Below are 20,958 nucleotides of genomic sequence, written 5' to 3' on the forward strand. Positions count from 1 at the left end.
AGGCCCGGTGGAGGCGTTCGCGGTCGTCGTCTCCGAGGTGCCCGCCCGTTCCGCCGCCGTGTTCACGCGTTCGCGCTTCGCGGGACCGAGCGTCGTCCTCAGCCGTGAGGCGGCACCCCGGCAGCAGAGCCGCGGCACGGCCGTGCTGTAGCGGAACGCGAATGTCGCCACCGGCAGCGCGGGCGCGGCCAACGCCGCCGAGTTCGAGCAGGCGCTGCACACCGTCGCACTGCGCCTCGTACGCGACATCGCCTCGGACGGCGAGGGGGCGAGCAGGCTCATCGAGGTCCGGGTCACCGGGGCCCGCGACGACGCGCAGGCCAAGCGGGTCGGCAAGAGCGTGGTCAACTCGCCCCTGGTCAAGACGGCCGTGCACGGGGCCGACCCCAACTGGGGCCGGGTCGCGATGGCCGTCGGCAAGCTCGAGGACGAGACCGACATCGAGCCGCACCGGGTGCGGATCCGGTTCGGCGACCTTCCCATGCACCCGGAGGAGCCGACCGACGCGCTGCTGGAGCAGGCCGCGCGGTGCCTGACCGGCGACGAGGTGGTCATCCGGGTGGACCTCGGCATCGGCGAGGGCGCGTTCACCGTGTACGGCTGCGATCTCACCGAGGGCTACGTGAAGATCAACGCCGACTACACCACCTGAGCCCGGGATCGATCTCCGCTCATCCGTGCGATGGCGCCCCTCTTCCAGGGTGCACGGCGCCGGCACGCCCGGTCGCTGCCCAGTCCGTTTCACCACGAGCTCAAGAGCGTGACCTTCGCACTGCCGCCCCCCCCGGGCTCGGGTTACGTGGTGCTGCCCGTCTTGCTCGCGGTGCGCTGTTGGAGCTGTCACGGGGGCCGGAACAACCCGGGCTCGCGGGTGGACGTCATGCCACGCCGCCCATCGGCATCGAGGGTGATGGGCCGTGGGCGAAGGGCGTGAAGTGCGCGGGGGTGTGGTCGATGGGCAGGTCGGGACGCCAGGCCGTCAGGATGTGTGCACTGCACACGAACAGGCCGTCGGGAAGCTGGTCCAGGGGATGCCAGGCCCAGTCGCCGACGCTCTCGTCCGGCTGCGTGGCCGGCTGTCCCCGCCAGGCGTGAACGAGGGCACCCACCGTGACCCGCAGGACGTCTTCGACGTGGTCGACGAGCGTTCCCAGGAGCCTGACGTCGGCAGGGCGGGCGATCAGGCCGGTCTCCTCGCGGAGTTCGCGGACCACCGCGGCTTCGAGGGATTCCCCGGCCTCGACGGTTCCGCCGGGCAGTTCGAGGGTGCCGCGCCGATGGCGGCCCAGGAGCAGTCCCTGCGCGCCAAGGAGGATCGCGCCGACACCCACGGCCGCGTGCGCCTGCGGTGGCTTGGCACTGCGGGGGCGGCTGGAAACCCGCGCCGGCCGGTCGGGCAGGCGTCGGGCCCGGATGAGCTGCTGGATGACCGGGGCACTTTCCTCGGGGTGGTGCAGCAGGTCGACGGCCTCGACGCGGAAGCCGTACTCGGTGAGCAGGTCCCCCCACAGTTGCGGCGCGAGGACCCACATCCGAGTCGGCAAGGGGGGATCTTCGTGCAACAGGATCATCTGCTCGCGCGGTGCCGGTTCCGTGGACGGGCCGCGGCCGTGCAGGTCGGTGTGCAGGAGCGAAAGGATCAGCGGCGCGCCAGGGCGCAGACCGTCGCGCAGTGCGGGCAGCACGCGGTGCGGGTCGATGAAGGCCAGGGTGCCGATGGCGTACGCGGCGTCGAACGGTTCGGACCGGGCGAGGTGTTCGACCACATCTCCGTGCGTGAACTCCACGCCCTGCACATCCGCGTGCGTGGAGACGGCGCGCTCGTGCTGGGTCGGCGACAGTTCGATCCCGGTGACGCGAGCGCCGTGGGCCCGGGCGAGATGCACGGCGTGGTGGCCGGCCCCTGAGCCGATGTCCAGGACACGCCGGCCGGTGATGTCGCCGAGGACTTCAACACCCGGTCCGACCCCCTCCCAGGGCGTCCAGGACAGGTGGTCGGGGACGGGCGGCGTGTAGCCGCGAGCCAGCTGGCGCCGGCCGTAGATCTTCCAGGCTCGGGTGTTGATGTTCTCGACGGGCACGGTGTCTCCTCGGTGGGCAGCGTGACGCGGATCAGGTATGCGTGATGAGGTAGGCCGGGCCTTCGCCGCGCCGGGCTCGTTCGATGGCGTCGAGACGGGCGAAGGCCAGGGGCGCAGGGCGAAGCAGTGGTACGACTCGTCGAGCTGCGTCACGTCCGCCCGGGCCCAGCCGGCGGTGAGGAGTTCCGCCTCCGCGGCGTTGACCTCCCATGGTTCGGCCTCGCCGCGCCGGGGACTGTGCACGGAAGTGGCCACCCGGAAAATACCTCCCGGGGCGAGGAGTTGACGCACCCGGGACAGGAACGCGTGCTTGTCCTGGACCCAGCGGTAGACCAGTCGGCAGGTGATGAGCGCGAACGCCGGTTCGGGCAGGTCGGCCAGGTCGTCGGTGTCGAAGTCGAAGTGCCTGAAGTCAAGGCCGGGGTGCTCGTGGCGGGCGGCGGAGAGCGCGCTGGGTGCGCAGTCGATCCCGGTCGGCCGGTAGCCGAGTTCGGCAAGCGCCCGCACGAGTGCCCCGTCTCCGGAGCCGATGTCGAGGGCGGGTCTCCCACGACCGATGCCTACCTGCCGGTTCAGGGCTTCTCGCTCCGGCGCGTCGATGCTCCGGTAGCGGCGGCCGGATTGCCACAGCGGCTTCCAGTACGCGCCGGCCTCGCCCGCCTTGACGGGTCCGCGCGCTCGGGTGCGGTGCGGAGTGTCGACCACTGCGTTCCTCCCGTGCGGTGTCAAGCGGGTTCGGGCGCGTTCGGTCCGCTGCTCAGGGGCGCGGACTGCGCGTGCGAGGAGTGGCCGGCGGCTGTCCTCCCGGGCCGGCTCAGATCGCGGTCCGCGATGCGCCGCATGTGCTGGGCGAAGACCGCCTCCGCGTCGGGGTTCATGCGCATCAGGGCGACCATGCCGGTGACGATGACGTCGCAGACCTCGGATTCGACGTCCTGCCAGGTGTGGGAACGGCCCTTGCGGGGGTTCTGCCCGGCTGCGCCGATGGCGGCTTCGGCGACTTCGCCGGCCTCCTCCTGGATCTTGAGGAGTTGGAAGAGGACTCGCTGCTCGTGGGGGAGTGTGGAATGGTCGTCGAGGCGGCCGGCGAGGTCCGTGATCGTCTGCCAGGTGTCGGTCATGTGGGTCTCGATTCCGTGAGTGGGTCAGCGGTCCTTGGCCAGGGCGACGAGGTCGGCGAACTGGCCGCCGGCGTTCACCAGGTCGTCGTACGTGCCCTGTTCGACGACGCGGCCTTTGTCCATCACGAGGATGCGGTCGGCGAGCCGGGTGTTCTCCAGCTGGTGCGTGACGACGATCGTCATGCGCTGGGGTGCGAGGCGCTTGATCTGCGTGAAGATCGCGTGCTCGCCGCGGGCGTCCATCTGCGAGGTGGGCTCGTCCAGGATCATGAGCGGTGTCTGCCGGTACAGCGCGCGGCCACACACGAGCCGCTGCCACTGACCGCCCGACAGTTCGGCGCCGCCGAACAGCTCTCGGGCCAGGAGGGTGTCGAGTCGACGGGGCAGCTTCTCGATCTCCTCGCGCATGCCGACGGCGTCGATGGCGTCCCACACCGGCTCGTCGTCGTGGGTGCGGGGCCGGCCCAGGGTGATGTTCTCGCGGGCCCGCAACGGCCAGCACGCGAAGTTCTGCGGAACGAGTGAGGTGCGGCTCCACACGGCGTCGGGGTCGGCGTCGGCGAGATCGACGCCGTCCCACAGGACGCGCCCCTTGTCGGCGAGCACGATCCCGGTGATGAGTCTGGTCAGGGTGGACTTGCCGGAACCGTTCGCGCCGACGACGGCCAGGATCTCGCCGCGGCGCAGGGTCAGGGAGATCCCTGCGACGGCCGGATCCTCCTTGCCGGGGTAGTGGTAGACGGCCTCCTCGATACGGATCTCGTCGACCCGCTCCGGGATCGTCAGCTCACCCCGCTTCGGGGCGCGTTCGTGAGCGAGGCCGAGGAACGCCCGCATGTCGGCGAGGTAGAGCGAGGTGTGGAACAGGGCGGCGCCGTTGATGACGACCTGGGCGAGCGCGGCGAGCGCGGTCTGGACGGCGACCACCGCGGTGGCCGCTACGGGCAGGGCGATGCGGCCGGTGACGGAGAGACCGGCGAGGGTGGCCCAGGTGCACATCAGGAAGAAGCCGCCCAAGGCGCCGGCGGACAACTGGATGCGCAGCATCTGCGGCGCCGCTTCGAGGGTGCGCCGGTCGATGCGGTCGGACAGGGCCTGGTACCAGTAGATCTGGTAGCCGGTCATGCCGTTGGCGCGGACCTCGTCGCCGAAACGGGAGTGAGTGGCCCAGCTGCGCATCATGGCCCGTACGTTGCGGTCGCCGAGGTTGAGGAAGTGCGTGCGGTAGTCGACACGGGCCGACAGCACGGCCCCCACGCCGGCGGGCAGCACGGCCAGGAGAAGCACCGGCAGCATCAGCGGATGCAGTGCGGTGATGACCCCGCCGGCGGCGATCATGCGGACCAGGGCGGACATGAACCGCTGCGCGTCCTGCACCATCAGGCGGGTGCGGGTGACCCCGATCTCGGCCGCCTCCTGCTGGTCGGAGAAACCGTCCCTCCCGTAGGCGGACGACTCCACACGCAGCACGGCGGAGACGAGCGCGACGTCGGCTTCGGTGGTCAACAGCGGCGTGATGCGTCCGTCCGCGTACGAGGACAGGAGGCCGCAGATCCGGCCGGTGCCCGCGGCCAGGGTCACCACGATCAAGGCGGGGACCGCGCCGTGCAGACGTTCGGAAACGGTGCCGCTGCCGAGGACGTGCGTCATGGCGCGGGCGGTGGAGGCCAGGACGACAGCGGCGGCGATGCCGGTGAGTACCTGGCACACGAGGAGGAGTACGGAGCCGGTCCTGTCGACGGCCCACGCCTTGCGTGCGGTGTGGGCCAGTACGGAGGGCAGGCGTCGGCACATCGTCCCGAAGCCGGCGTCCTCCAGCGGGTTCTGGCCGAACTTGCCCTCGAAGCTGATGGTGGCCGGCGGTGGAGGGGGAGGCGTCTTCGGGGTTTCGGTCGAGGCGGCAGTCACAGTCACCTGGTCCCTCCATGGGGTCGGTGCCGTACCTGGATGGCTCGGCGGTGCACGGCTCAACGACGCTGATCGGGATTCGAACGCGCTCGATTCCGGACGGCGTGGACCCCTTGCGCCGCACGGTCTGTACGGCCCTGGGCCCGCTATGTCGCCCCTGGGCGGCGGTCCGGAATGGCCGAATCGCCGACGCTTGAAACCCCTGTGACGAATGAGGTCTCGAGCGGCCGACCACCCGAAGGCGACGGATGCCGGCACCGCCCGAGCAACCAATGAATCTGCTGCCTCTCCGCCGTCTGGAAGGTGGAGGCCGAGCAAACTCGGGTCCTGGCGGGGCGGGGCGGGGCGGGTCGAGGGTGGCGGGGTGGCCTGCCCCGAGTTGAGCAGATGACGCACCAGGACGTGCGGCGCGCCGCGGGTCGGGCAGTGCAGCTTTGCCCGAATCGTGTGGAGGTGGGCGGAGACGGTGTTCGGGGTGGTGGCCATGACGGTTTTCCTGGTTGGTTCGGCCTCAGGGTGAGGCCGGGCGCAGGTGCACGGGCAGGGTCTGGTGTCCGTTGCTGATCAGCGAAGGCAGCGGCTTCAGTTCGGCCGCGGGGACGGCGAGGCGGATCTCGGGGAACCGGTCGAACAGCTGCTGCAGGGCGGTGGCGACTTCGAGGCGGGCGAGTGGGGCGCCGAGGCAGAAGTGCACGCCGTGGCCGAAGGCCAGGTGGTCCTTCGTGGGCCGGGTGAGGTCGAAGCGGTCGGCGGACTCGCCGTGCCAGTCGGGGTGGCGGTTGGCGGCGGCGTAGGAGGCGAGGATCGCCTCGCCTGCGGCGATGGTCTGTCCGTCGGGCAGGGGGAGGTCCGTGAGGGCGTAGCGCAGGGGCAGGTGCTTGACGGCGGGTTCGTGCCGCAGGGTCTCCTCGACGAGGTCGCTCCAGTGGGCACGGCCGGCGCGGAGGTGGCCGAGCTGCTCCGGGTCGGTCAGCAGGGCGGTGACGGCCTGGTCGATGACGTTGACGGTGGTCTCGTACCCGGCGCTGATCATCAGCAGGAGCGTGTCGCGCAGTTCTCCGTCCGTGAAGCCGCCGCCGTCGCCCTCGTCGTCGCGGGCCGCGATGAGCAGGGAGGTCAGGTCGTCGCCGGGCCGGGCGCGTTTGGCCGCGATCAGCTGGTCGAGGGCCCCGTACAGGGCGGCGGTGTTCGCAGCGGCCTGCTCGGTGGTGAGGGTCGTGGCGAAGACACCGTCGACCATGGAGCGAAAGCCTTGGCGCTGGTTCTCGGGGACGCCCATGAGCTGGCCGATCACCGCGATCGGCAGCGGGTAGGCGAGCTGTTCGCGCAGGTCGACGTTCTCTTCGGCGGGCAGGGTCTCGAGGGCGTCGAGGAGGCCGGTGACGATCGCTTCCACGGCCGGTCGCATGGCCTGGATGCGGCGGGCGCCGAAGGCCGGTGCGACCATCCGGCGCAGCCTGCGGTGGTCGGCGCCGTAGGCGGTGAACATGTTGCTCACCGCGATCCACAGGGCGAGGGGCCAGGTGGGGACGGTGTCGGCGAAGGGCGGCCAGTGGGCGTGGCCGTCCTTGGAGACCCGCGGGCTGGTGAGTAACTGCTTGAGGAGAGCGGGGTCGGTGACCGACCAGGCGGTCACGCCGAGGATGTCCACCCGGGTGGCCGGGCCGCGGGCGCGCAGGGCCCGGTGCTCGGCGTGGTGGTCGGACGCTGCGGGGTCGAGGACGAGTATCGGCTGCTCGGGCACGGAGGGCTCCTTCATCGGGTGGCCGGGACGAGGACGGGCAGGGCTTCCAGGGCGCGGTGGAAGGGGCCGGGGCGCCGGCGCCTGCTGCTGCCACACGCGCGGGTTCGCGGGGATCCGGTGTTGGTGGAGGTCATGGCCGGGACTCCAGGGATGCGGCTGTGCGGGGCGCGGTGAGGTACTCGGTGAGGGTGATGAGTGCGTAGGGCGAGGAGGTGCGGTCGCGGGCATCGCAGGTGGTCAGCGGGATCCGTGCGTCGAGTGCGAGGTCTTGGCGTAGTTCGCTCGCCTCGTAGGCCGGGGCGTCGGGGAAGGTGTTGATCGCGACGGCGTACGGGGTCTTCTGGGCTTCGAGCAGGTCCAGGGCTCCGTGGCAGGCGTTCAAGTCTCGGGTGTCGGCCAGGACCAGGCAACCCAGCGTCCCGCTGACCTACGAGCTTCAGGACCACTTCGCCGAGGTCGTGACGGAGCGCAACGACAGCGCGCACTGGAATATTGGGCATCCCCGGCGAGGCCCACCCCGATCCTCGTTCACAACTGCGGTAATCCAAGCCCGAATGCTGAAGATCATTTTCAGTGGGTCGCCGAGGGGCCGGACATACGCTTGGGTCCGCGGGCGAGGCCTGCGCAACAGCACGCTTGTGAATACGAGTCGGGAGTGCCGGCGGCGCATTCGGATGTCGCCGCCGGAAGGGTAATGGCGCTGCGGCTTTCAGTGCCTGGCTTGAATGGAGACATTACTGCGAAGTTCGATGGACTCGCGGGCGGTGAAGTCATCGATCGCAGGAGTGGGGCACTTCCTTGGGCTTCAGAATCAATGATTGACGAAGTCAGGCGCCAGGCTGGTGCAGCCGCATTCATGGCCTTAGACCGTGTCCTACGTGGTGAGGCGGACGAGGCGTTTGTAGCAGCACAGCGCGGCGGCGAGTCCGAGAAAGGCCAGGTAGTTGCGGGGATTCCGTTCGTAGCGGGGGCTGAGTCGGCGGTAGCCGGACAGCCACGACATCGTCCGCTCGACCACCCACCTGCGGCGTCCCGGCCGTTCGCCGGACTCGACGCCCCTGCGCGCGATGCGCACGCCGATGTGCTTGCCCCATAGCCATTTCCGCAGGTGAGGAACGTCGTACGCCTTGTCGGCGTGCAGCCGCTGGGGCTTGAAGTAGCGGCCTCTACGCGGGTCGTGTCTCGTTTGGTGACCGGCGACCATCGGCTTCAGCGCGAGGCTGTCGTGGGTGTTCGCCGCGGAGAGGCCGACGAGAAGAGGCAGTCCGTTCGCATCCGACAGAACGTGCATCGTGGAACCCGGCCTGCCCCGGTCCACGGGGCTCGGACCGGTGAGTTCGCCCCCTTTTCAGCCCTCACGTGGGCGGAGTCGAGCACGGCCCGCGACAGGTCGAGCAGGCCGGCGTCGTCCGGGCGGTGCGGGATCTCCTCGTGCAGCCGACCCCACACACCGGCCCGCGACCAGATCTGGAACCGGCGGTGGGCGGTCGACTTCGAGATCCCGAAGCACGGCGGCAACGCCCGCCAGGCACAGCCGGACACCAGCACGTAGATGATCGCGGCGAACAGCGTCTCATCAGGCGTGTCCGGTGTCCCGCCGCCCTGCGGCCGCACCCTCGACGGCGGGATCAGCGGCTCCGCGATCTCCCACAGCCAGTCCGGAGCAATCCAACTCCACGTATCCCGCCCCATGATGAGCCCAACGACGCCTCACCACGTAGGACACGGTCTTACTCGGCAGGGTTCCAGGCCATCGTGAACGGCGGGTGCCCAGGTTGCGGGCAGGAGGGCGAGTGCCCGGGAGGTGGACCCTGGCCGGTCAGGCGGACGGGCTCAGCGCCGCGGTGAGGCGCTCCGCGGCGGCGACGACGGCGGGGGCGGCTGCCTCCGCCAAGTCCTGATGATGAGTCAGGACGGTCACCGCGGCGGGCTGCTCGTCGGACCGGGCGCCCACGGGTGAGGCGACGCCGAAGATACCGGGCAGGACTTCCTCACTGGTGACCGCGTACCCGCGGAAGCGGACGTCGGCGATCCGCTCGGGCTCATCGGGTGTGGGGTCCGCGGCGGCCAGCAGGGCGAGGCCGCCGGCGCCCCGGTCGAGGGGGTCCCGGTTCCCGATGCGGTACGAAAGCCGGGCGCCGGAGCCGGGCGGCTCGACGACCGCGACGGCCACCGCCTCCATGCCGTCACGGACGACGAGGCAGGCGGTGGCGCCCAGTTCCGCGGCGAGGTCACGTAGCACGGGCTGAGCCGTGTCGAGCATCGGGGGGCGGGACTGCTGGGCCAGGGTGAAGAAGGCGACGCCGATGCGGTACCGGTTGGCCTCGTCCTTGGCCGCGAAGTTCTGCCGCACCAGTGCCGTCAGCAGCCGGTACGCGATGGACCGGTGAACGCCCAGCCGGGCCGCGATGTCGCTGGCCGTCACCCCCTGCGGCTCCTCGGCGATCATGCGCAGCGCCATGAGCCCCCGCTCCAGCGTCTGTGAACCCTCGGCAGCCACCCCGTACCCCTTCCAACAGGCCCTTCTCCGTGCGCAAGAGGAACTTTCTCCCCTTGACCCCTTGACGTAGGGACATTATCGCGACGAAGGTGTTGCAACATTCGTAACGCGCTGTTTCGATATTTGCAACAACTGGGGAGTGTGTCCTCGTGTACTTCGAGCCGCACCGTCACGACTTCGTGGACTTCGCCTCTGCAGCGCCCGGCGCCGACCCCGAGCAGGTCGTGGTGGCCGGAGCGGGCCCCGTCGGCCTGGCCGTCGCCCTGGGCCTGGCCCGCCGCGGAGTCGCCGTCACCGTGCTGGAGGCCGGTGACTCGGTCTGCCACGGCAGCAGGGCCATCTGCCTCTCCCGCCACTCCATGGAGGTCCTGGACCGCATCGGCGTGGGCGGGGAGTTCACCCGGCGGTCCCTGTCGTGGACCACGGGCCGCAGCAACTACCGCGACACCGAGGTGCTCGCCTTCGCCATGCCGCACGACGAGACGGACGTCCGTGAGCCGATGGCGAACATCTCCCAATCGGTCGCCGAGCAGATCCTGCTCGACGCCGCCCTTGCCGAGCCGCGGATCAAGCTGCGCTGGAAGAGCAGGGTCACCGGCGTCACCCAGGACGACGGCCAGGTCACCGTCGAGGCTGAGACCCCGGCCGGACCGCGTGTCCTGCGCGCCCGCCACCTCGTCGCCTGCGACGGCGCGCACAGCGCGGTCCGCAAGGCGCTCGACGTCCACCTCGAGGGCACCAGCTACGAGGGCCGGTACGTCATCGCGGACATCCACTGGGAAAGCGAACTGCCCACCGAACGGCAGGCCTGGTTCGATCCGCCGTCCAACCCGGGCCAGACGATCCTGCTGCACCGCCAGCCCGACGACATCTGGCGCATCGACTACCAGATCGACGCCGACGAGGACCCCGAGGAGGCGATCCGCGAGGAGAACGTCCGCGCCGTGATCACCCGTCACCTCGAGTGGCTCGGCACCAGGAAGTCGTGGACCCTGGAGTGGTCCAGCCTGTACCGCGCTCACGCCCGCGCCCTGGGCTCCTTCCTGCACGGCCGGGTCCTGTTCGCCGGCGATGCCGCCCACCTGGTGCCGATCTTCGGCGTGCGTGGCCTCAACTCCGGTCTGGAGGACGCCGACGTCTACGCCTGGGCGCTGGCCGCCGTGGTGAAGGGTGAAGCGGACGAGCGGATCCTGCGCACCGTCGCCGACGAGCGGCGGGACGCCTGGCGGCAGAACGTCGAGCAGGCCGAGAAGTCCACGCTCTTCATGACGCCCGGCACCGACGGCTACCGGCTCACCCGGGACGCCGTCCTGCAGCTCACCCTGAAGCGGCCCGTGCTGCGGCACCTGATCAATCCGCGCCAGTCCAGCGCCACCCACAGCCGGAACTCCGCACTCACCTTCACCACCACGTCGGCGACGAGCGGCCCGTTCCCCGGTGATCCGCTGCCCGACCTCAAGGTCACCCCGGTCGGCGGAGCGAAGACCGGCCTGCACGCTCTGCGGGGCGCGAAGTTCTCGCTGATCGCCGCTGCCACCGCCGAGGAGGCGGCCCGGGTTGTGGGCGAGCTGGCCGGTGTGCTGCCGGTCACCGCGCTTGCCACCGAGGGTGGGCCGGCCGACGGCGTTCCGGTCCTGGGCGCCGAGACTGCCACCCGCCTCGGCCTGGCGCCCGGAGAGGCACTGCTCGTCCGCCCCGACGGCCTGGTGCTCGCCCGGATGCGCACCGACGCGTCGACGGCCCCGCTGATCCGGCACCTCACCGACCAACTCGCCGCAGGAGGAGCGCGATGACCGCCATGACCACCGAGCCCACCCCGCAGTCCCTGCAGTCCGTGGCTCCCGTTCAGGACGACGAGGCCCGCGCGATCGCCCATGCCGAAGCCGTCTGGCGGGCCCTGAGCGAGGCGATCGACCGGGTCGGAGAGGAGGGCCGGGTGCCCTTCCTGGTCCGGCTGTCGCTGCTGGCCGCCCTCGACCACGGCACGCCCGAGCGGTTCGCCGCCCTGGTTTCGGAGGCCGAGGAGACTGCCTGACGTCCGCCCGGACCACTCCGGACCGGGGGCGGCTTCTGCACTCCGGTGCGCCGACCACACCGGCACCGCCTCGCGGCACACGCTGACAGGCCCTACTACGAAAGGAGGCCGGGTCATGGTCCACTACCGCAGCCTCGGCAGCATTCCCCCGAAGAGACACACCCAGTTCCGTCCCGAAGGCGACACCCTCGCCTTCGAGGAGCTGATGGGGGAGGAGGGATTCTCCTCCGACTCCTCCCTGCTCTACCACCGGCACATCCCGTCCGCGATCACCGACTCCACCGTCTGGGAGCTTCCCGACACGGCGACGGTCCCCAATCACCCCATGAAGCCACGTCACTTGAGGCTGCACGAGCTGTTCAAGGACGACGCCTGGCAGGACACCGACGTGGTCACGGGGCGTCGTCTGGTGCTCGGCAACGGTGACGTGCGCATCTCCTACGCAGTGTCCGGCCGGGCCTCGCCGCTGTACCGCAACGGCGTCGGGGACGAGTGCGTGTACGTCGAGTCCGGCGCCGCCCGCGTCGAGACGGTCTTCGGCGTTCTGAACGCCCGCGCCGGGGACTACGTGGTGATCCCGCGCGCCACCACCCACCGCTGGATCCCCCAGGGGGACGAACCGCTGCGCACCTACTGCATCGAGGCCAACAGCCACATCGCGCCGCCCAAGCGCTACCTGTCCCGCTACGGCCAGTTCCTCGAGCACTCCCCGTACTGCGAGCGCGACCTGCACGGGCCGACCGAGCTGGTCGAAGGCGCAGGCACCGACGTCGAGGTCCTGGTCAAGCACCGCGGGGCGGGCGGCGCGATCGTCGGCACCCGGTTCCTGCAGGCCCACCACCCGTTCGACGTGATCGGCTGGGACGGGTGCCTGTACCCGTACACCTTCAACATCGAGGACTTCGAGCCGATCACCGGCCGGATCCACCAGCCGCCGCCGGTCCATCAGGTCTTCGAAGGGGAGGGGTTCGTCGTCTGCAACTTCGTGCCCCGCAAGGTGGATTACCATTCGCTGGCCATCCCGGTGCCGTACTACCACTCGAACGTGGACTCCGACGAGGTCATGTTCTACTGCGGCGGCGACTACGAGGCCCGTAAGGGCTCCGGCATCGGCCAGGGCTCCGTCTCGCTGCACCCGGGAGGCCACAGCCACGGCCCGCAGCCCGGCGCCTACGAGCGCTCCATCGGCGCCGAGTTCTTCGACGAACTCGCCGTCATGGTGGACACGTTCCGCCCGCTGGAGCTCGGCGAGGGCGGGCAGGCGTGCGACGACGGCGTATACGCCTGGAGCTGGGCGGGGCGGCGAGCATGACGGTCCCGCACGCACTACTGGACGCGCTGGTCGACGACGCGGGCCTGTTCCCGCCCACCGCGCTGCCCATGGACCGGGCGGTCGAGCGGCACCGCGCAGACGCGGCGGCCGGGGAGGCAATGCACACCCACCGCTTCCTCGTTCCCGCGTCCCGGCTCGGCGAGCTGCGCTCCCTGCTGCGCGACGGCGAGGTCTTCGAGCTCGGTCTGATCGCGGACCAGGACGCCGAGACCCTCGCCACGGCCTGCGCGCAGATCCTCGCCGACCCACGGCTGCGGCTCGCCCTCCTCGAAGTGCCCCTCAAGGCCTTCGGCGAGGACGAGCACACCGCCCTGGACGCGGTGTCGGCCACGTTGCAGGACGTGCCCGGCGAGGTGCCCCTGTACGCGGAGCCGGTCGTGCAGGCACACCCCGAGCCACTGCTCACCGCGCTCGCCGCGCACGCCGGAACCCGTCCCCTCGGCGCCAAGCTCCGCTGCGGCGGGGTCCGCGCCGAACTGTTCCCGTCGGTGGAGCAGGTCGCCGCGTTCGTGTGCGCCTGCGTCGCGGCCGGGGTGCCGTTCAAGGCGACCGCCGGACTGCACGAGGCGGTCCGCCACACCGCGCCGGAGACGGGTTTCACCCACCACGGCTACCTCAACCTGCTCCTCGCCACGGCCACCGCTGCCGACGGTGGGGACGAGGCTGCCGTACGAGCCGTCCTGGAGATCGAGGACGGCGGCGAACTCGCCCGCCGCGCCGACACGCTGACCGGGGAACAGGCCGTCGCGGCGCGCCACGCGCTCGTCTCGTACGGCTCCTGCTCCACCGCCCGTCCCGTCAGCGAGGCGCGGGCCCTGCTCAACACCCCTGTGAAGGAACACGAATGACCACCACCTGGGTCACCGTCCCCGACGGCTCACCCTTCCCGATCCAGAACCTCCCCTACGGCGTCTTCACCCCGAAGTCCGGCGGTGGGGCACGCGTGGGCGTCGCCATCGGCGAGCAGGTCCTCGACCTGGCCGCAGCCCTCGGCGACGACACCTTCGCGCGGGGCTCCCTGAACGCCTTCATGGCCCAGGGCCGTGCCCGCTGGCAACAGGTCCGTGCCGACATCACCCGGCTGCTGACCGACGCCACGGCCCGCCCCGCCGTCGAGCCACACCTGCACGCGCTCGCCGACGTCGGTCTCGGCATGCCGTTCGAGGTCGCCGACTACGTCGACTTCTACGCCTCCGAGCACCACGCCGCCAACATCGGCCGCATGTTCCGGCCGGGCAGCGACCCGCTGACCCCGCAGTGGAAGCACCTCCCCATCGGCTACCACGGCCGGGCCGGCACCATCGTGCCGTCCGGGACACCGGTGGTGCGACCCAACGGGCAGAAGCGGCCCGCCGACGGCGGACTGCCCGGCTTCGGCCCGTCCTCGCGCCTCGACATCGAGGCCGAGGTCGGTTTCGTCGTCGGCACCCCGTCGGAGCTGGGCAGGCCCGTCGCCGTCGATGCCTTCCGCGAGCACGTCTTCGGCGTGACGCTGGTCAACGACTGGTCCGCGCGCGACGTCCAGAGCTGGGAGTACGTGCCGCTCGGCCCGTTCCTCGGCAAGTCATTCGCAACCTCCGTCAGCTGCTGGGTGGTTCCGCTCGACGCCCTGGAGGCCGCACGGGTCGCCCCGCCGGCGCGTGAGCACGAACTCCGCCCGTACCTGACCGAGAAGGAGAACTGGGGCCTCGACCTCACCCTCGAGGTCCGCCTCAACGGCCACCTGGTGGCCACCCCGCCGTTCTCCGCCATGTACTGGACACCCGCCCAGATGCTCGCCCACATGACGGTCAACGGCGCCTCGCTGCGCACCGGCGACTTCTACGCCTCCGGGACCGTCTCGGGCCCCGAGGAGAACCAGCGGGGCTCCCTCATGGAGCTCGCCTGGGGCGGCGAGACCCCGGTGACACTGCCCGACGGCTCGATCCGTACCTTCCTCGAGGACGGCGACGAGATCACCATCACCGCCACCGCCCCGGGCGCCGACGGCACCACCATCGGATTCGGCGCCGTGACCGGCCGCATCGAGCCGGCCGTGGAGGCGTGAACATGGACAAGACAGTGGCGTCCGCGGCCGAGGCGATCGCGGACATCCCCTCCGGTGCCACCCTCGCCGTCGGCGGTTTCGGCGTCTGCGGCGTGCCGCAGGAGCTGATCGACGCCCTCCACGAGCAGGGTGCCGGCGACCTGAGGGTGGTCTCCAACAACTGCGGCACCGACGACCACGGCCTCGGCATCCTGCTCCGGGCCGGGCGGATCAGCCGGGTCACCGGCTCCTACGTCGGCGAGAACAAGGAGTTCGCCCGCCAGTACCTGGCCGGCGAACTGGAGCTGGAACTCGTCCCCCAGGGCACGCTCGCCGAACGGCTGCGCGCGGGCGGCGCCGGCATCCCGGCCTTCTACACCCCGGCCGGCGTGGGCACCGCCGTCGCCGAGGGCGGCGTGCCGTGGAGGTACGCGGCCGACGGCTCGGTCGCGGTCGAGTCCCCGACGAAGGAGACCCGTGTCCTCGACGGCGAGACGTATGTTCTGGAGCGGTCCATCACCACGGACTTCGCCCTGGTGCGGGCCTCGAAGGGCGACCGGCACGGCAACCTCGTCTTCGACAGGACCACGGCCAACTTCAATCCGCTGTGCGCGACGGCCGGCCGGGTGACCGTCGCCGAGGTCGAGGAACTCGTCGAGCCCGGTGAGATCGCCCCCGAACACGTCCACCTGCCCGGCATCTTCGTGCAGCGCGTGGTCGAGGTGCGAGAGCGGGGCGCCAAGCCCGTCGAGAAGCGAACCGTCCGCGAAGGGAGCGCCGTCTGATGGCCTGGACCCGCACCGAGATGGCGGCCCGCGCCGCCCGCGAACTGGCCGACGGCCAGTACGTGAACCTGGGCATCGGCCTGCCCACCCTCGTTCCCGATCACCTGCCCGATGACGTCCATGTCGTCCTCCACTCGGAGAACGGGATCCTCGGCACCGGTCCCTACCCCACCCCGGACGCCGTCGACCCCGACCTCATCAACGCGGGCAAGGAGACGGTGACCGTGGTCGCGGGCGCCGCCTTCTTCGACTCGGCGCTGTCCTTCGCCATGATCCGTGGCCGCCACCTGGACGTCGCCGTCCTCGGCGGCATGCAGGTCTCTGCGCGCGGCGACCTCGCCAACTGGGCGGTCCCCGGGAAAATGATCAAGGGCATGGGCGGCGCGATGGACCTCGTGCACGGTGCCCGCCGCGTCATCGTCCTGATGGAACACGTGGCGAAGGACGGCAGCGCCAAGCTGGTCGAGTCCTGCACGTTGCCGCTCACCGGCCGGGGCTGCGTCCATCGCGTGGTCACCGACCTCGGCGTCCTCGACGTCACCGATGAGGGCTTCCGGCTCGTCGAGCTCGCCCCGGGAGTCACCGAGGAGGAACTCCGCGACAGGACGGGCGCGCCGGTGCTCGCCCCCGCCGCCGTCTGACCCGCGTCCGCAGCCACCGAACGGGCCGCCCCGGGACATCGGGACGGCCCGTTCGTCAGTGGGTGAGGCCCGGACCTGTCGCCCAAAGCCGTTTCTCACATGGCCAGTTGGCGATTGTTCCGGATATGGGGAGTGGGTGGGGATGGGTTATGCCGGACGGTTTGTGGGAGTTGGCCCGTCACGCTCGTTCCGGAGTCCCCACAGGGCCCACTTGAGGCAGGGTGGTGTCCGCGCCCCCGACCGGCGCGGACCGGTTCGCCGCCGCTTCGGCGCGGCGGGTGTACGACGTCGCGCCCCGGCCGCCCGCCGAGGGCGGCCGGGTGGTTGTCGCCGCCCCAGTAGTGGCTGAACCTCCGACCAGTGCGCCTGGATCTGCTTGATCCGGAGGAAGCGAGAAGACCGCCGATGGCGATGAAGGACTGCTCGGACGAGTTCAAGACCGATGCCGTGGCCCTGTACGGGTCCACGCCCGGGGCGACGTACAAGAACATCGTCGCCGACCACCGGGACGCCTACGGGGTGAAGCGGCTTTACGAGGTCTTGGACCTGAACCGGTCCAGTTACCAAAACGCGCCGCAGCCCAACTCGCCTCGCTGGTGTCCTGACGAAGCCCGGCGCCGGGTTCTCAGAGGTGATCGCTCGGGACGCCGATGGCTGCGACCGCGTCCAGCACGTGCGGGATCGCTCGGTCGGCGAGCTGCGGATCCGAGGTGACCACGTTGATCGCCGCCCGGACCGGCCAGCCGGGCAACGGTGCCGCGATGCCGTGCGCGCCGACGTTCACCTCTCCGTGGGTGACGATGTAACCGGCGTCACGGATCCCCTGTACACGCTCCGGCTCGGAGGCGCGCGGGGGGCCGGCGGCGAGACAGGCCAGGCCCCCGGAGCCGTGGTCGAGCGGGTCGCGGCTTCCCTTGCGGTACCAGAACAGCGGACCGTCGGTGGGGGGTTCGGCCACGACCGTGGTGACCGCCGCCGTGCCGATGGCCTCGACGAGGCTCGCGGTGGCGTCCAGCTTCTGCGCCAGGCGCTGGAGGACGGGCTCGGCGATGGTGCGCAGGCTGGGGCCGGCGTCGCCGAGGAGCCCGGCCACGGTCGGGCCCACGACGTAGCGGCCGTCGTCGTCGCGCGCGGCGAACCCCGTCCGGTGCAGGGAGACGAGGAGTCGGTGCGCGATGGAGCGGTGGAACCCGGTCGCGGTCGCGACCTGACTGGTGTTCAGCCCCCCGGAGTGGCGGCTGAGTTCGATCAGAATCGCAAGGCCGCGCTCCAGGGTCTGCGAGCCACCGCCTTCGGGCTCGTTCGACGGCGTCATGACACCTCTCCGGGAATCAGGGGCTAGACCGTGGGAAGGATCTTGCCACGGACCTCTCCGAGGCCGATACGGCCTCGGGCGCCGGGCGCGGAGTAGCGCAGGACCACCTCGTCGCCGTCCTCGAGGAAGGTGCGCTCCTGCCCGCCGGCGGTCCATGTCTCCTTGCCTCCCCAGGACAGTTCGAGGAACGAGCCGCACTGGCGCCTCTCCGGGCCGGAGATGGTGCCCGAGGCGTAGAAGTCGCCGACCCGCAGTGAGGCGCCGTTGACGGTGAGGTGGGCCAGCATCTGCGCGGGCGACCAGTACATGCAGGAGTACGGCGGGCGTGCCACGACCGTGCCGTTGACCTCGACCTCCACATCGATGTCGTATCCCGAGGGGCCCTTCTCCTGCAGATACGGCAGAACGGCCGGGTCCTGGCCGGGAAGGTCGACGCGGGCGTGCTCGAGCGCGGCGAGCGGGGTGACCCACGCGCTGACGGTGGTGGCGAAGGACTTACCGAGGTTCGGGCCGAGCGGGACGTACTCCCAGGCCTGGATGTCGCGGGAGGACCAGTCGTTGACGCCGGTGACACCGAAGACGGTCTCGGCGAACTCCGAGGTGGCGACCCGCTGGCCGAGCGGGACCGAACGGCCCACGACGAAGCCGAGTTCGGCCTCGATGTCCAGGCGCAGCGACGGCCCGTAGACAGGCGCGGGGTCGGTCGGGGCCTTGCGCTGACCGGCGGGACGGCGCACCGGTGTCCCGGAGACGACGATGGATCCGGCACGGCCGTGGTAACCGACCGGAAGATGGCGCCAGTTGGGCATCAGGGCATCGCCGTCGGGGCGGAAGATCCGACCGACATTGGTGGCGTGGTCGACGGAGGCGTAGTAGTCGACGTAGTCGGCGACCTCGAACGGCAGGTGCAGGGTGGCATCGGCCAGCGGCACGAGCCGTACACGGTCGCGGTACGCGGTGTCGGTGAGCAGCTCGACGGCCCAGGAGCGGACCGCTGCCCAGGTCGCCGGACCGTCGGCCATGAGCGGGTTCAGCGCGGCGGTGTCGAGCAGCACCGTCCAGTCGGGGCGCAGAGCGGTGGCCGCGGCGCCCAGGTCGAGTACGTGGTCCCCGATCCGGACACCGATGCGCGGGCCGGACTCCGCGGTGGAAAAGACGGCGTACGGGAGGTTGTCGACGTCGTACGCGCTGCCGGCCGCAACCTTGACCCAGGTGACGGGAGGAGTACTCATGTGGAGAGCCCTTCGGTATCGGTGTTCCGGGTGACGAAGTGACGGTCAGGCGGTGGCCGGATCGAGCATGCACAGGACGACCAGGTCCTCGAGCGGTTCGAGAACGCTGCAGGACCCGTACGAAGTGAACGTCGACCGCGCGGCGGCGGCGTCGACCGCGGGGAGTGCGGTGACCGCCCGGGCCAGCGTGCCCGGGTCGCGCTCGGCGAGAGCGGCGCGGACGTCGGACAGCGGGGCTCCGGCGCGGGCCCACGCGGTGGCCAGCAGCACGTTGAGGTAGCCGTGGTGCTCGAACCCGGTCTCGCGCCCCGTGTGCCGGACCGCTTTGTGGAGCCCGGCCGTGCACTTGAAGGCGGCGCCTGCGGCGACGGCGTCGTGGATCCACGCGGCCACCTCGCTCTCGGTGGGGAAGGCAGCGGCCTCGGTGCCCCCGGTACGGAACTTCAGCCGGAAGCCGTGTCGGGTGACCGCGGCGAGGGTCTGCTCCCATGCGGGGCCGCCGGGGCGCGGCACCTCGACGTACACGGTGCCGGAGAGGCCGAGCGCGGCCAGCTCGTCGACCTGAGCGGGCACGGGCAGCGCGGGATTCGGCTTGACCTCCAGGGCGGCGAGCACGAGGCGGTCGGTCGCGGCGACGGCGTCGAGCGCGGCCGGGACGGCTGCTTGCCCGGCCACGACGCTCACCCGCAGACCCGCTGGGAACAGCTGCGGCGTGGCGAGCCGGGCCAGGTCGTCGAGGTCGGCCGCGGCGACGACGAAGGGGCCGACCAGATCGGTGTGGGTGGACGTCAGGTGCCCGGCGTGCTCGGCCACGGCGCGCGGCAGCGGCGCCAGGCCGGGAGGGAAGACCGCGGCGTCGTCCACGAGATGTCGGAAGACGAGAGGTATTGACACGGGCCGCACCCTAACTGAAGATCTTCGAAATGCGAACACGCGGTGTTCTTTTATCGGTCACTCGATTTTCGGTCACTCATTTCATCGGTCAACACGCCGGAGGGGTCATGGCGTACTACCGTCGAGTCGGCACGGTGCCGCCGAAGCGGCACACGCAGTTCCGTGATGACGCGGGAAAGCTCTACTACGAGGAACTGATGGGGGAGGAGGGGTTCTCCTCCGACTCGTCGCTGCTGTACCACCGGAGCGTCCCGTCGGCGATCGTCGCGAGCGAGATCTGGGAACTGCCCGACCAGTCGACGGTCGTCAACCATCCGCTCAAGCCCCGCCATCTCAAGCTGCACGACCTGTTCGACGCGGATGAGGCGAAGACCATCGACGCCGTGACCGGGCGCAGGCTCGTGCTCGGCAACGGCGACGTGTGCATCTCCTACGTCGTGGCCAACGAGGCTTCGCCGCTCTATCGCAACGCGATCGGCGACGAGTGCGTCTACGTCGAGGCCGGCACCGGCGTGGTCGAGACGGTGTTCGGCGTGCTGCCCTACCGAGCCGGCGACTACGTGCTGCTGCCCCGCGCCACCACGCACCGCTGGGTCCCCGACGTCACCGACGGACCGAGCCGGCTGTACCCGATCGAGGCGAACAGCCACATCGCGCCGCCCAAGCGCTACCTGTCGAAGTACGGCCAACTGCTCGAACACGCGCCCTACTGCGAACGGGACCTGCACGGGCCGACCGGGATCCACCTGGCCGAGGGACGCGACGTGGCGGTGCTGGTCAAGCACCGCGGTGGTCGGCACGGAGTGGTCGGCACCCGGTTCGTCTACGACACGCACCCCTTCGACGTCGTGGGCTGGGACGGCTGCCTGTACCCGTACACCTTCAACATCGAGGACTTCGAGCCGATCACCGGGCGGGTCCACCAGCCGCCGCCCGTCCACCAGGTCTTCGAGGGCGACAACTTCGTCATCTGCAACTTCGTGCCACGCAAGGTGGACTACCACCCGCTGGCCGTCCCGGTGCCGTACTACCACTCCAACGTCGACAGCGACGAGGTCATGTTCTACGTCGGCGGTGCCTACGAGGCACGCAAGGGCTCCGGCATCGGCATCGGCTCGGTCTCGCTGCACCCGGGCGGACACGCCCACGGCCCGCAGCCGGCGGCGATCGAGGCGTCCCTCGGAGCGGAGCACTTCGAGGAGTCCGCGGTCATGGTCGACACCTTCCGCCCGCTCGAACTGGGCGAGGGCGGACAGGCCGTTGACGACCAGCAGTACGCGTGGGTCTGGGCAGGCCGGCAGGCGTGAGCCGCCAACTGCCGCGCCCGACAAGCGATCAACCAA

At 70.8% G+C, this 20,958-nt stretch carries 18 protein-coding genes and 2 pseudogenes; 10 read left to right on the forward strand and 10 right to left on the reverse strand.

What is annotated here, in order from left to right; genetic code table 11:
* The first annotated feature begins 7 nt into the window (after positions 1-7).
* Both ACVW19_RS27090 and ACVW19_RS27095 read left to right on the forward strand, forming a co-directional pair.
* Entirely contained in the window at positions 8-151 is a 144-nt protein-coding gene (locus tag ACVW19_RS27090; RefSeq protein ID WP_457462519.1) for a hypothetical protein, read from the forward strand.
* A 15-nt stretch (positions 152-166) separates the two neighbouring features.
* Positions 167-652, forward strand: a pseudogene (locus tag ACVW19_RS27095) (bifunctional ornithine acetyltransferase/N-acetylglutamate synthase); the annotation flags it as partial.
* Between the two features lie 226 nt (positions 653-878).
* Here the strand turns inward: ACVW19_RS27095 and ACVW19_RS27100 are convergent.
* The 7 genes and pseudogenes from ACVW19_RS27100 to ACVW19_RS27130 all read right to left on the reverse strand — a co-directional run bounded on the left by ACVW19_RS27100 (position 879) and on the right by ACVW19_RS27130 (position 9,354).
* Positions 879-2,786 carry a bifunctional class I SAM-dependent methyltransferase/NUDIX hydrolase gene (locus tag ACVW19_RS27100; protein ID WP_457462521.1) on the reverse strand — a complete coding sequence of 636 codons (1,908 nt, stop codon included), beginning with the start codon at positions 2,784-2,786 and terminating at the stop codon, positions 879-881.
* A 20-nt stretch (positions 2,787-2,806) separates the two neighbouring features.
* The gene (locus tag ACVW19_RS27105) at positions 2,807-3,202 is read right to left on the reverse strand and encodes a MazG-like family protein (protein ID WP_457462523.1); all 396 of its coding nucleotides are present in this window, start codon (positions 3,200-3,202) and stop codon (positions 2,807-2,809) included.
* A gap of 24 nt (positions 3,203-3,226) precedes the next feature.
* The gene (locus tag ACVW19_RS27110; RefSeq protein ID WP_457464802.1) at positions 3,227-5,110 is read right to left on the reverse strand and encodes an ATP-binding cassette domain-containing protein; all 1,884 of its coding nucleotides are present in this window, start codon (positions 5,108-5,110) and stop codon (positions 3,227-3,229) included.
* Positions 5,111-5,621: 511 nt separating this feature from the next.
* Positions 5,622-6,854 carry a cytochrome P450 family protein gene (locus tag ACVW19_RS27115; protein ID WP_457462525.1) on the reverse strand — a complete coding sequence of 411 codons (1,233 nt, stop codon included), beginning with the start codon at positions 6,852-6,854 and terminating at the stop codon, positions 5,622-5,624.
* Between the two features lie 130 nt (positions 6,855-6,984).
* Positions 6,985-7,275 (reverse strand): annotated as a pseudogene (locus ACVW19_RS27120) (ATP/GTP-binding protein); the annotation flags it as partial.
* Between the two features lie 453 nt (positions 7,276-7,728).
* A protein-coding gene (locus tag ACVW19_RS27125) for an IS5 family transposase (RefSeq protein WP_457462527.1) occupies positions 7,729-8,546 on the reverse strand; the annotation gives its coding sequence in 2 pieces (ribosomal slippage) (positions 7,729-8,204 and positions 8,204-8,546; 819 coding nt in all).
* Between the two features lie 127 nt (positions 8,547-8,673).
* A complete protein-coding gene (locus ACVW19_RS27130) occupies positions 8,674-9,354 on the reverse strand; it encodes an IclR family transcriptional regulator (RefSeq protein WP_457462528.1) in 681 nt (226 codons plus the stop codon).
* 149 nt (positions 9,355-9,503) lie between these two features.
* Here ACVW19_RS27130 and ACVW19_RS27135 point away from each other — a divergent pair, with 149 nt between their 5' ends.
* From ACVW19_RS27135 to ACVW19_RS27165, 7 genes are all read left to right on the forward strand, one after another.
* The gene (locus ACVW19_RS27135; RefSeq protein ID WP_457462530.1) at positions 9,504-11,147 is read left to right on the forward strand and encodes an FAD-dependent monooxygenase; all 1,644 of its coding nucleotides are present in this window, start codon (positions 9,504-9,506) and stop codon (positions 11,145-11,147) included.
* Positions 11,144-11,389, forward strand: coding sequence for a hypothetical protein (locus ACVW19_RS27140; protein WP_457462531.1), 246 nt, complete (start codon positions 11,144-11,146; stop codon positions 11,387-11,389). The genes ACVW19_RS27135 and ACVW19_RS27140 overlap by 4 nt, the downstream gene beginning before the upstream one ends.
* A gap of 115 nt (positions 11,390-11,504) precedes the next feature.
* The gene (locus tag ACVW19_RS27145) at positions 11,505-12,701 is read left to right on the forward strand and encodes a cupin domain-containing protein (RefSeq protein WP_457462533.1); all 1,197 of its coding nucleotides are present in this window, start codon (positions 11,505-11,507) and stop codon (positions 12,699-12,701) included.
* The gene (locus ACVW19_RS27150; RefSeq protein WP_457462535.1) at positions 12,653-13,570 is read left to right on the forward strand and encodes a hypothetical protein; all 918 of its coding nucleotides are present in this window, start codon (positions 12,653-12,655) and stop codon (positions 13,568-13,570) included. Before ACVW19_RS27145 ends, ACVW19_RS27150 begins: the two co-directional genes overlap by 49 nt.
* The gene (gene fahA / locus ACVW19_RS27155; protein WP_457462536.1) at positions 13,567-14,769 is read left to right on the forward strand and encodes a fumarylacetoacetase; all 1,203 of its coding nucleotides are present in this window, start codon (positions 13,567-13,569) and stop codon (positions 14,767-14,769) included. Before ACVW19_RS27150 ends, fahA (ACVW19_RS27155) begins: the two co-directional genes overlap by 4 nt.
* A 2-nt stretch (positions 14,770-14,771) precedes the next feature.
* On the forward strand, positions 14,772-15,533 hold the full coding sequence (locus ACVW19_RS27160; RefSeq protein WP_457462538.1) for a CoA transferase subunit A: 762 nt from the start codon (positions 14,772-14,774) through the stop codon (positions 15,531-15,533).
* A complete protein-coding gene (locus ACVW19_RS27165) occupies positions 15,533-16,174 on the forward strand; it encodes a CoA transferase subunit B (protein WP_457462539.1) in 642 nt (213 codons plus the stop codon). Before ACVW19_RS27160 ends, ACVW19_RS27165 begins: the two co-directional genes overlap by 1 nt.
* A gap of 625 nt (positions 16,175-16,799) precedes the next feature.
* Here ACVW19_RS27165 and ACVW19_RS27170 read toward each other — a convergent pair.
* The 3 genes from ACVW19_RS27170 to ACVW19_RS27180 are packed head-to-tail and all read right to left on the reverse strand — an operon-like array spanning position 16,800 to position 19,615.
* The gene (locus ACVW19_RS27170; protein WP_457462541.1) at positions 16,800-17,489 is read right to left on the reverse strand and encodes an IclR family transcriptional regulator; all 690 of its coding nucleotides are present in this window, start codon (positions 17,487-17,489) and stop codon (positions 16,800-16,802) included.
* 23 nt (positions 17,490-17,512) lie between these two features.
* Positions 17,513-18,721 carry a fumarylacetoacetase gene (gene fahA, locus ACVW19_RS27175; protein ID WP_457462543.1) on the reverse strand — a complete coding sequence of 403 codons (1,209 nt, stop codon included), beginning with the start codon at positions 18,719-18,721 and terminating at the stop codon, positions 17,513-17,515.
* A gap of 45 nt (positions 18,722-18,766) precedes the next feature.
* The gene (locus ACVW19_RS27180) at positions 18,767-19,615 is read right to left on the reverse strand and encodes a hypothetical protein (RefSeq protein ID WP_457462545.1); all 849 of its coding nucleotides are present in this window, start codon (positions 19,613-19,615) and stop codon (positions 18,767-18,769) included.
* 107 nt (positions 19,616-19,722) lie between these two features.
* Between ACVW19_RS27180 and ACVW19_RS27185 the strand changes: the two genes are divergently transcribed.
* On the forward strand, positions 19,723-20,922 hold the full coding sequence (locus ACVW19_RS27185) for a homogentisate 1,2-dioxygenase domain-containing protein (RefSeq protein ID WP_457462546.1): 1,200 nt from the start codon (positions 19,723-19,725) through the stop codon (positions 20,920-20,922).
* Positions 20,923-20,958: the final 36 nt, after the last annotated feature.

This window comes from Streptomyces sp. TE5632 (assembly GCF_054061295.1).

Bases quoted from the DNA above. Each gene is read 5' to 3' on its own strand.
- ACVW19_RS27160 (WP_457462538.1), top strand. From the start codon at position 14,772: ATGGACAAGACAGTGGCGTCCGCGGCCGAGGCGATCGCGGACATCCCC.
- fahA (WP_457462543.1), bottom strand. From the start codon at position 18,721: ATGAGTACTCCTCCCGTCACCTGGGTCAAGGTTGCGGCCGGCAGCGCG.
- ACVW19_RS27145 (WP_457462533.1), top strand. From the start codon at position 11,505: ATGGTCCACTACCGCAGCCTCGGCAGCATTCCCCCGAAGAGACACACC.
- ACVW19_RS27170 (WP_457462541.1), bottom strand. From the start codon at position 17,489: ATGACGCCGTCGAACGAGCCCGAAGGCGGTGGCTCGCAGACCCTGGAG.
- ACVW19_RS27165 (WP_457462539.1), top strand. From the start codon at position 15,533: ATGGCCTGGACCCGCACCGAGATGGCGGCCCGCGCCGCCCGCGAACTG.
- ACVW19_RS27185 (WP_457462546.1), top strand. From the start codon at position 19,723: ATGGCGTACTACCGTCGAGTCGGCACGGTGCCGCCGAAGCGGCACACG.
- fahA (WP_457462536.1), top strand. From the start codon at position 13,567: ATGACCACCACCTGGGTCACCGTCCCCGACGGCTCACCCTTCCCGATC.
- ACVW19_RS27140 (WP_457462531.1), top strand. From the start codon at position 11,144: ATGACCGCCATGACCACCGAGCCCACCCCGCAGTCCCTGCAGTCCGTG.
- ACVW19_RS27105 (WP_457462523.1), bottom strand. From the start codon at position 3,202: ATGACCGACACCTGGCAGACGATCACGGACCTCGCCGGCCGCCTCGAC.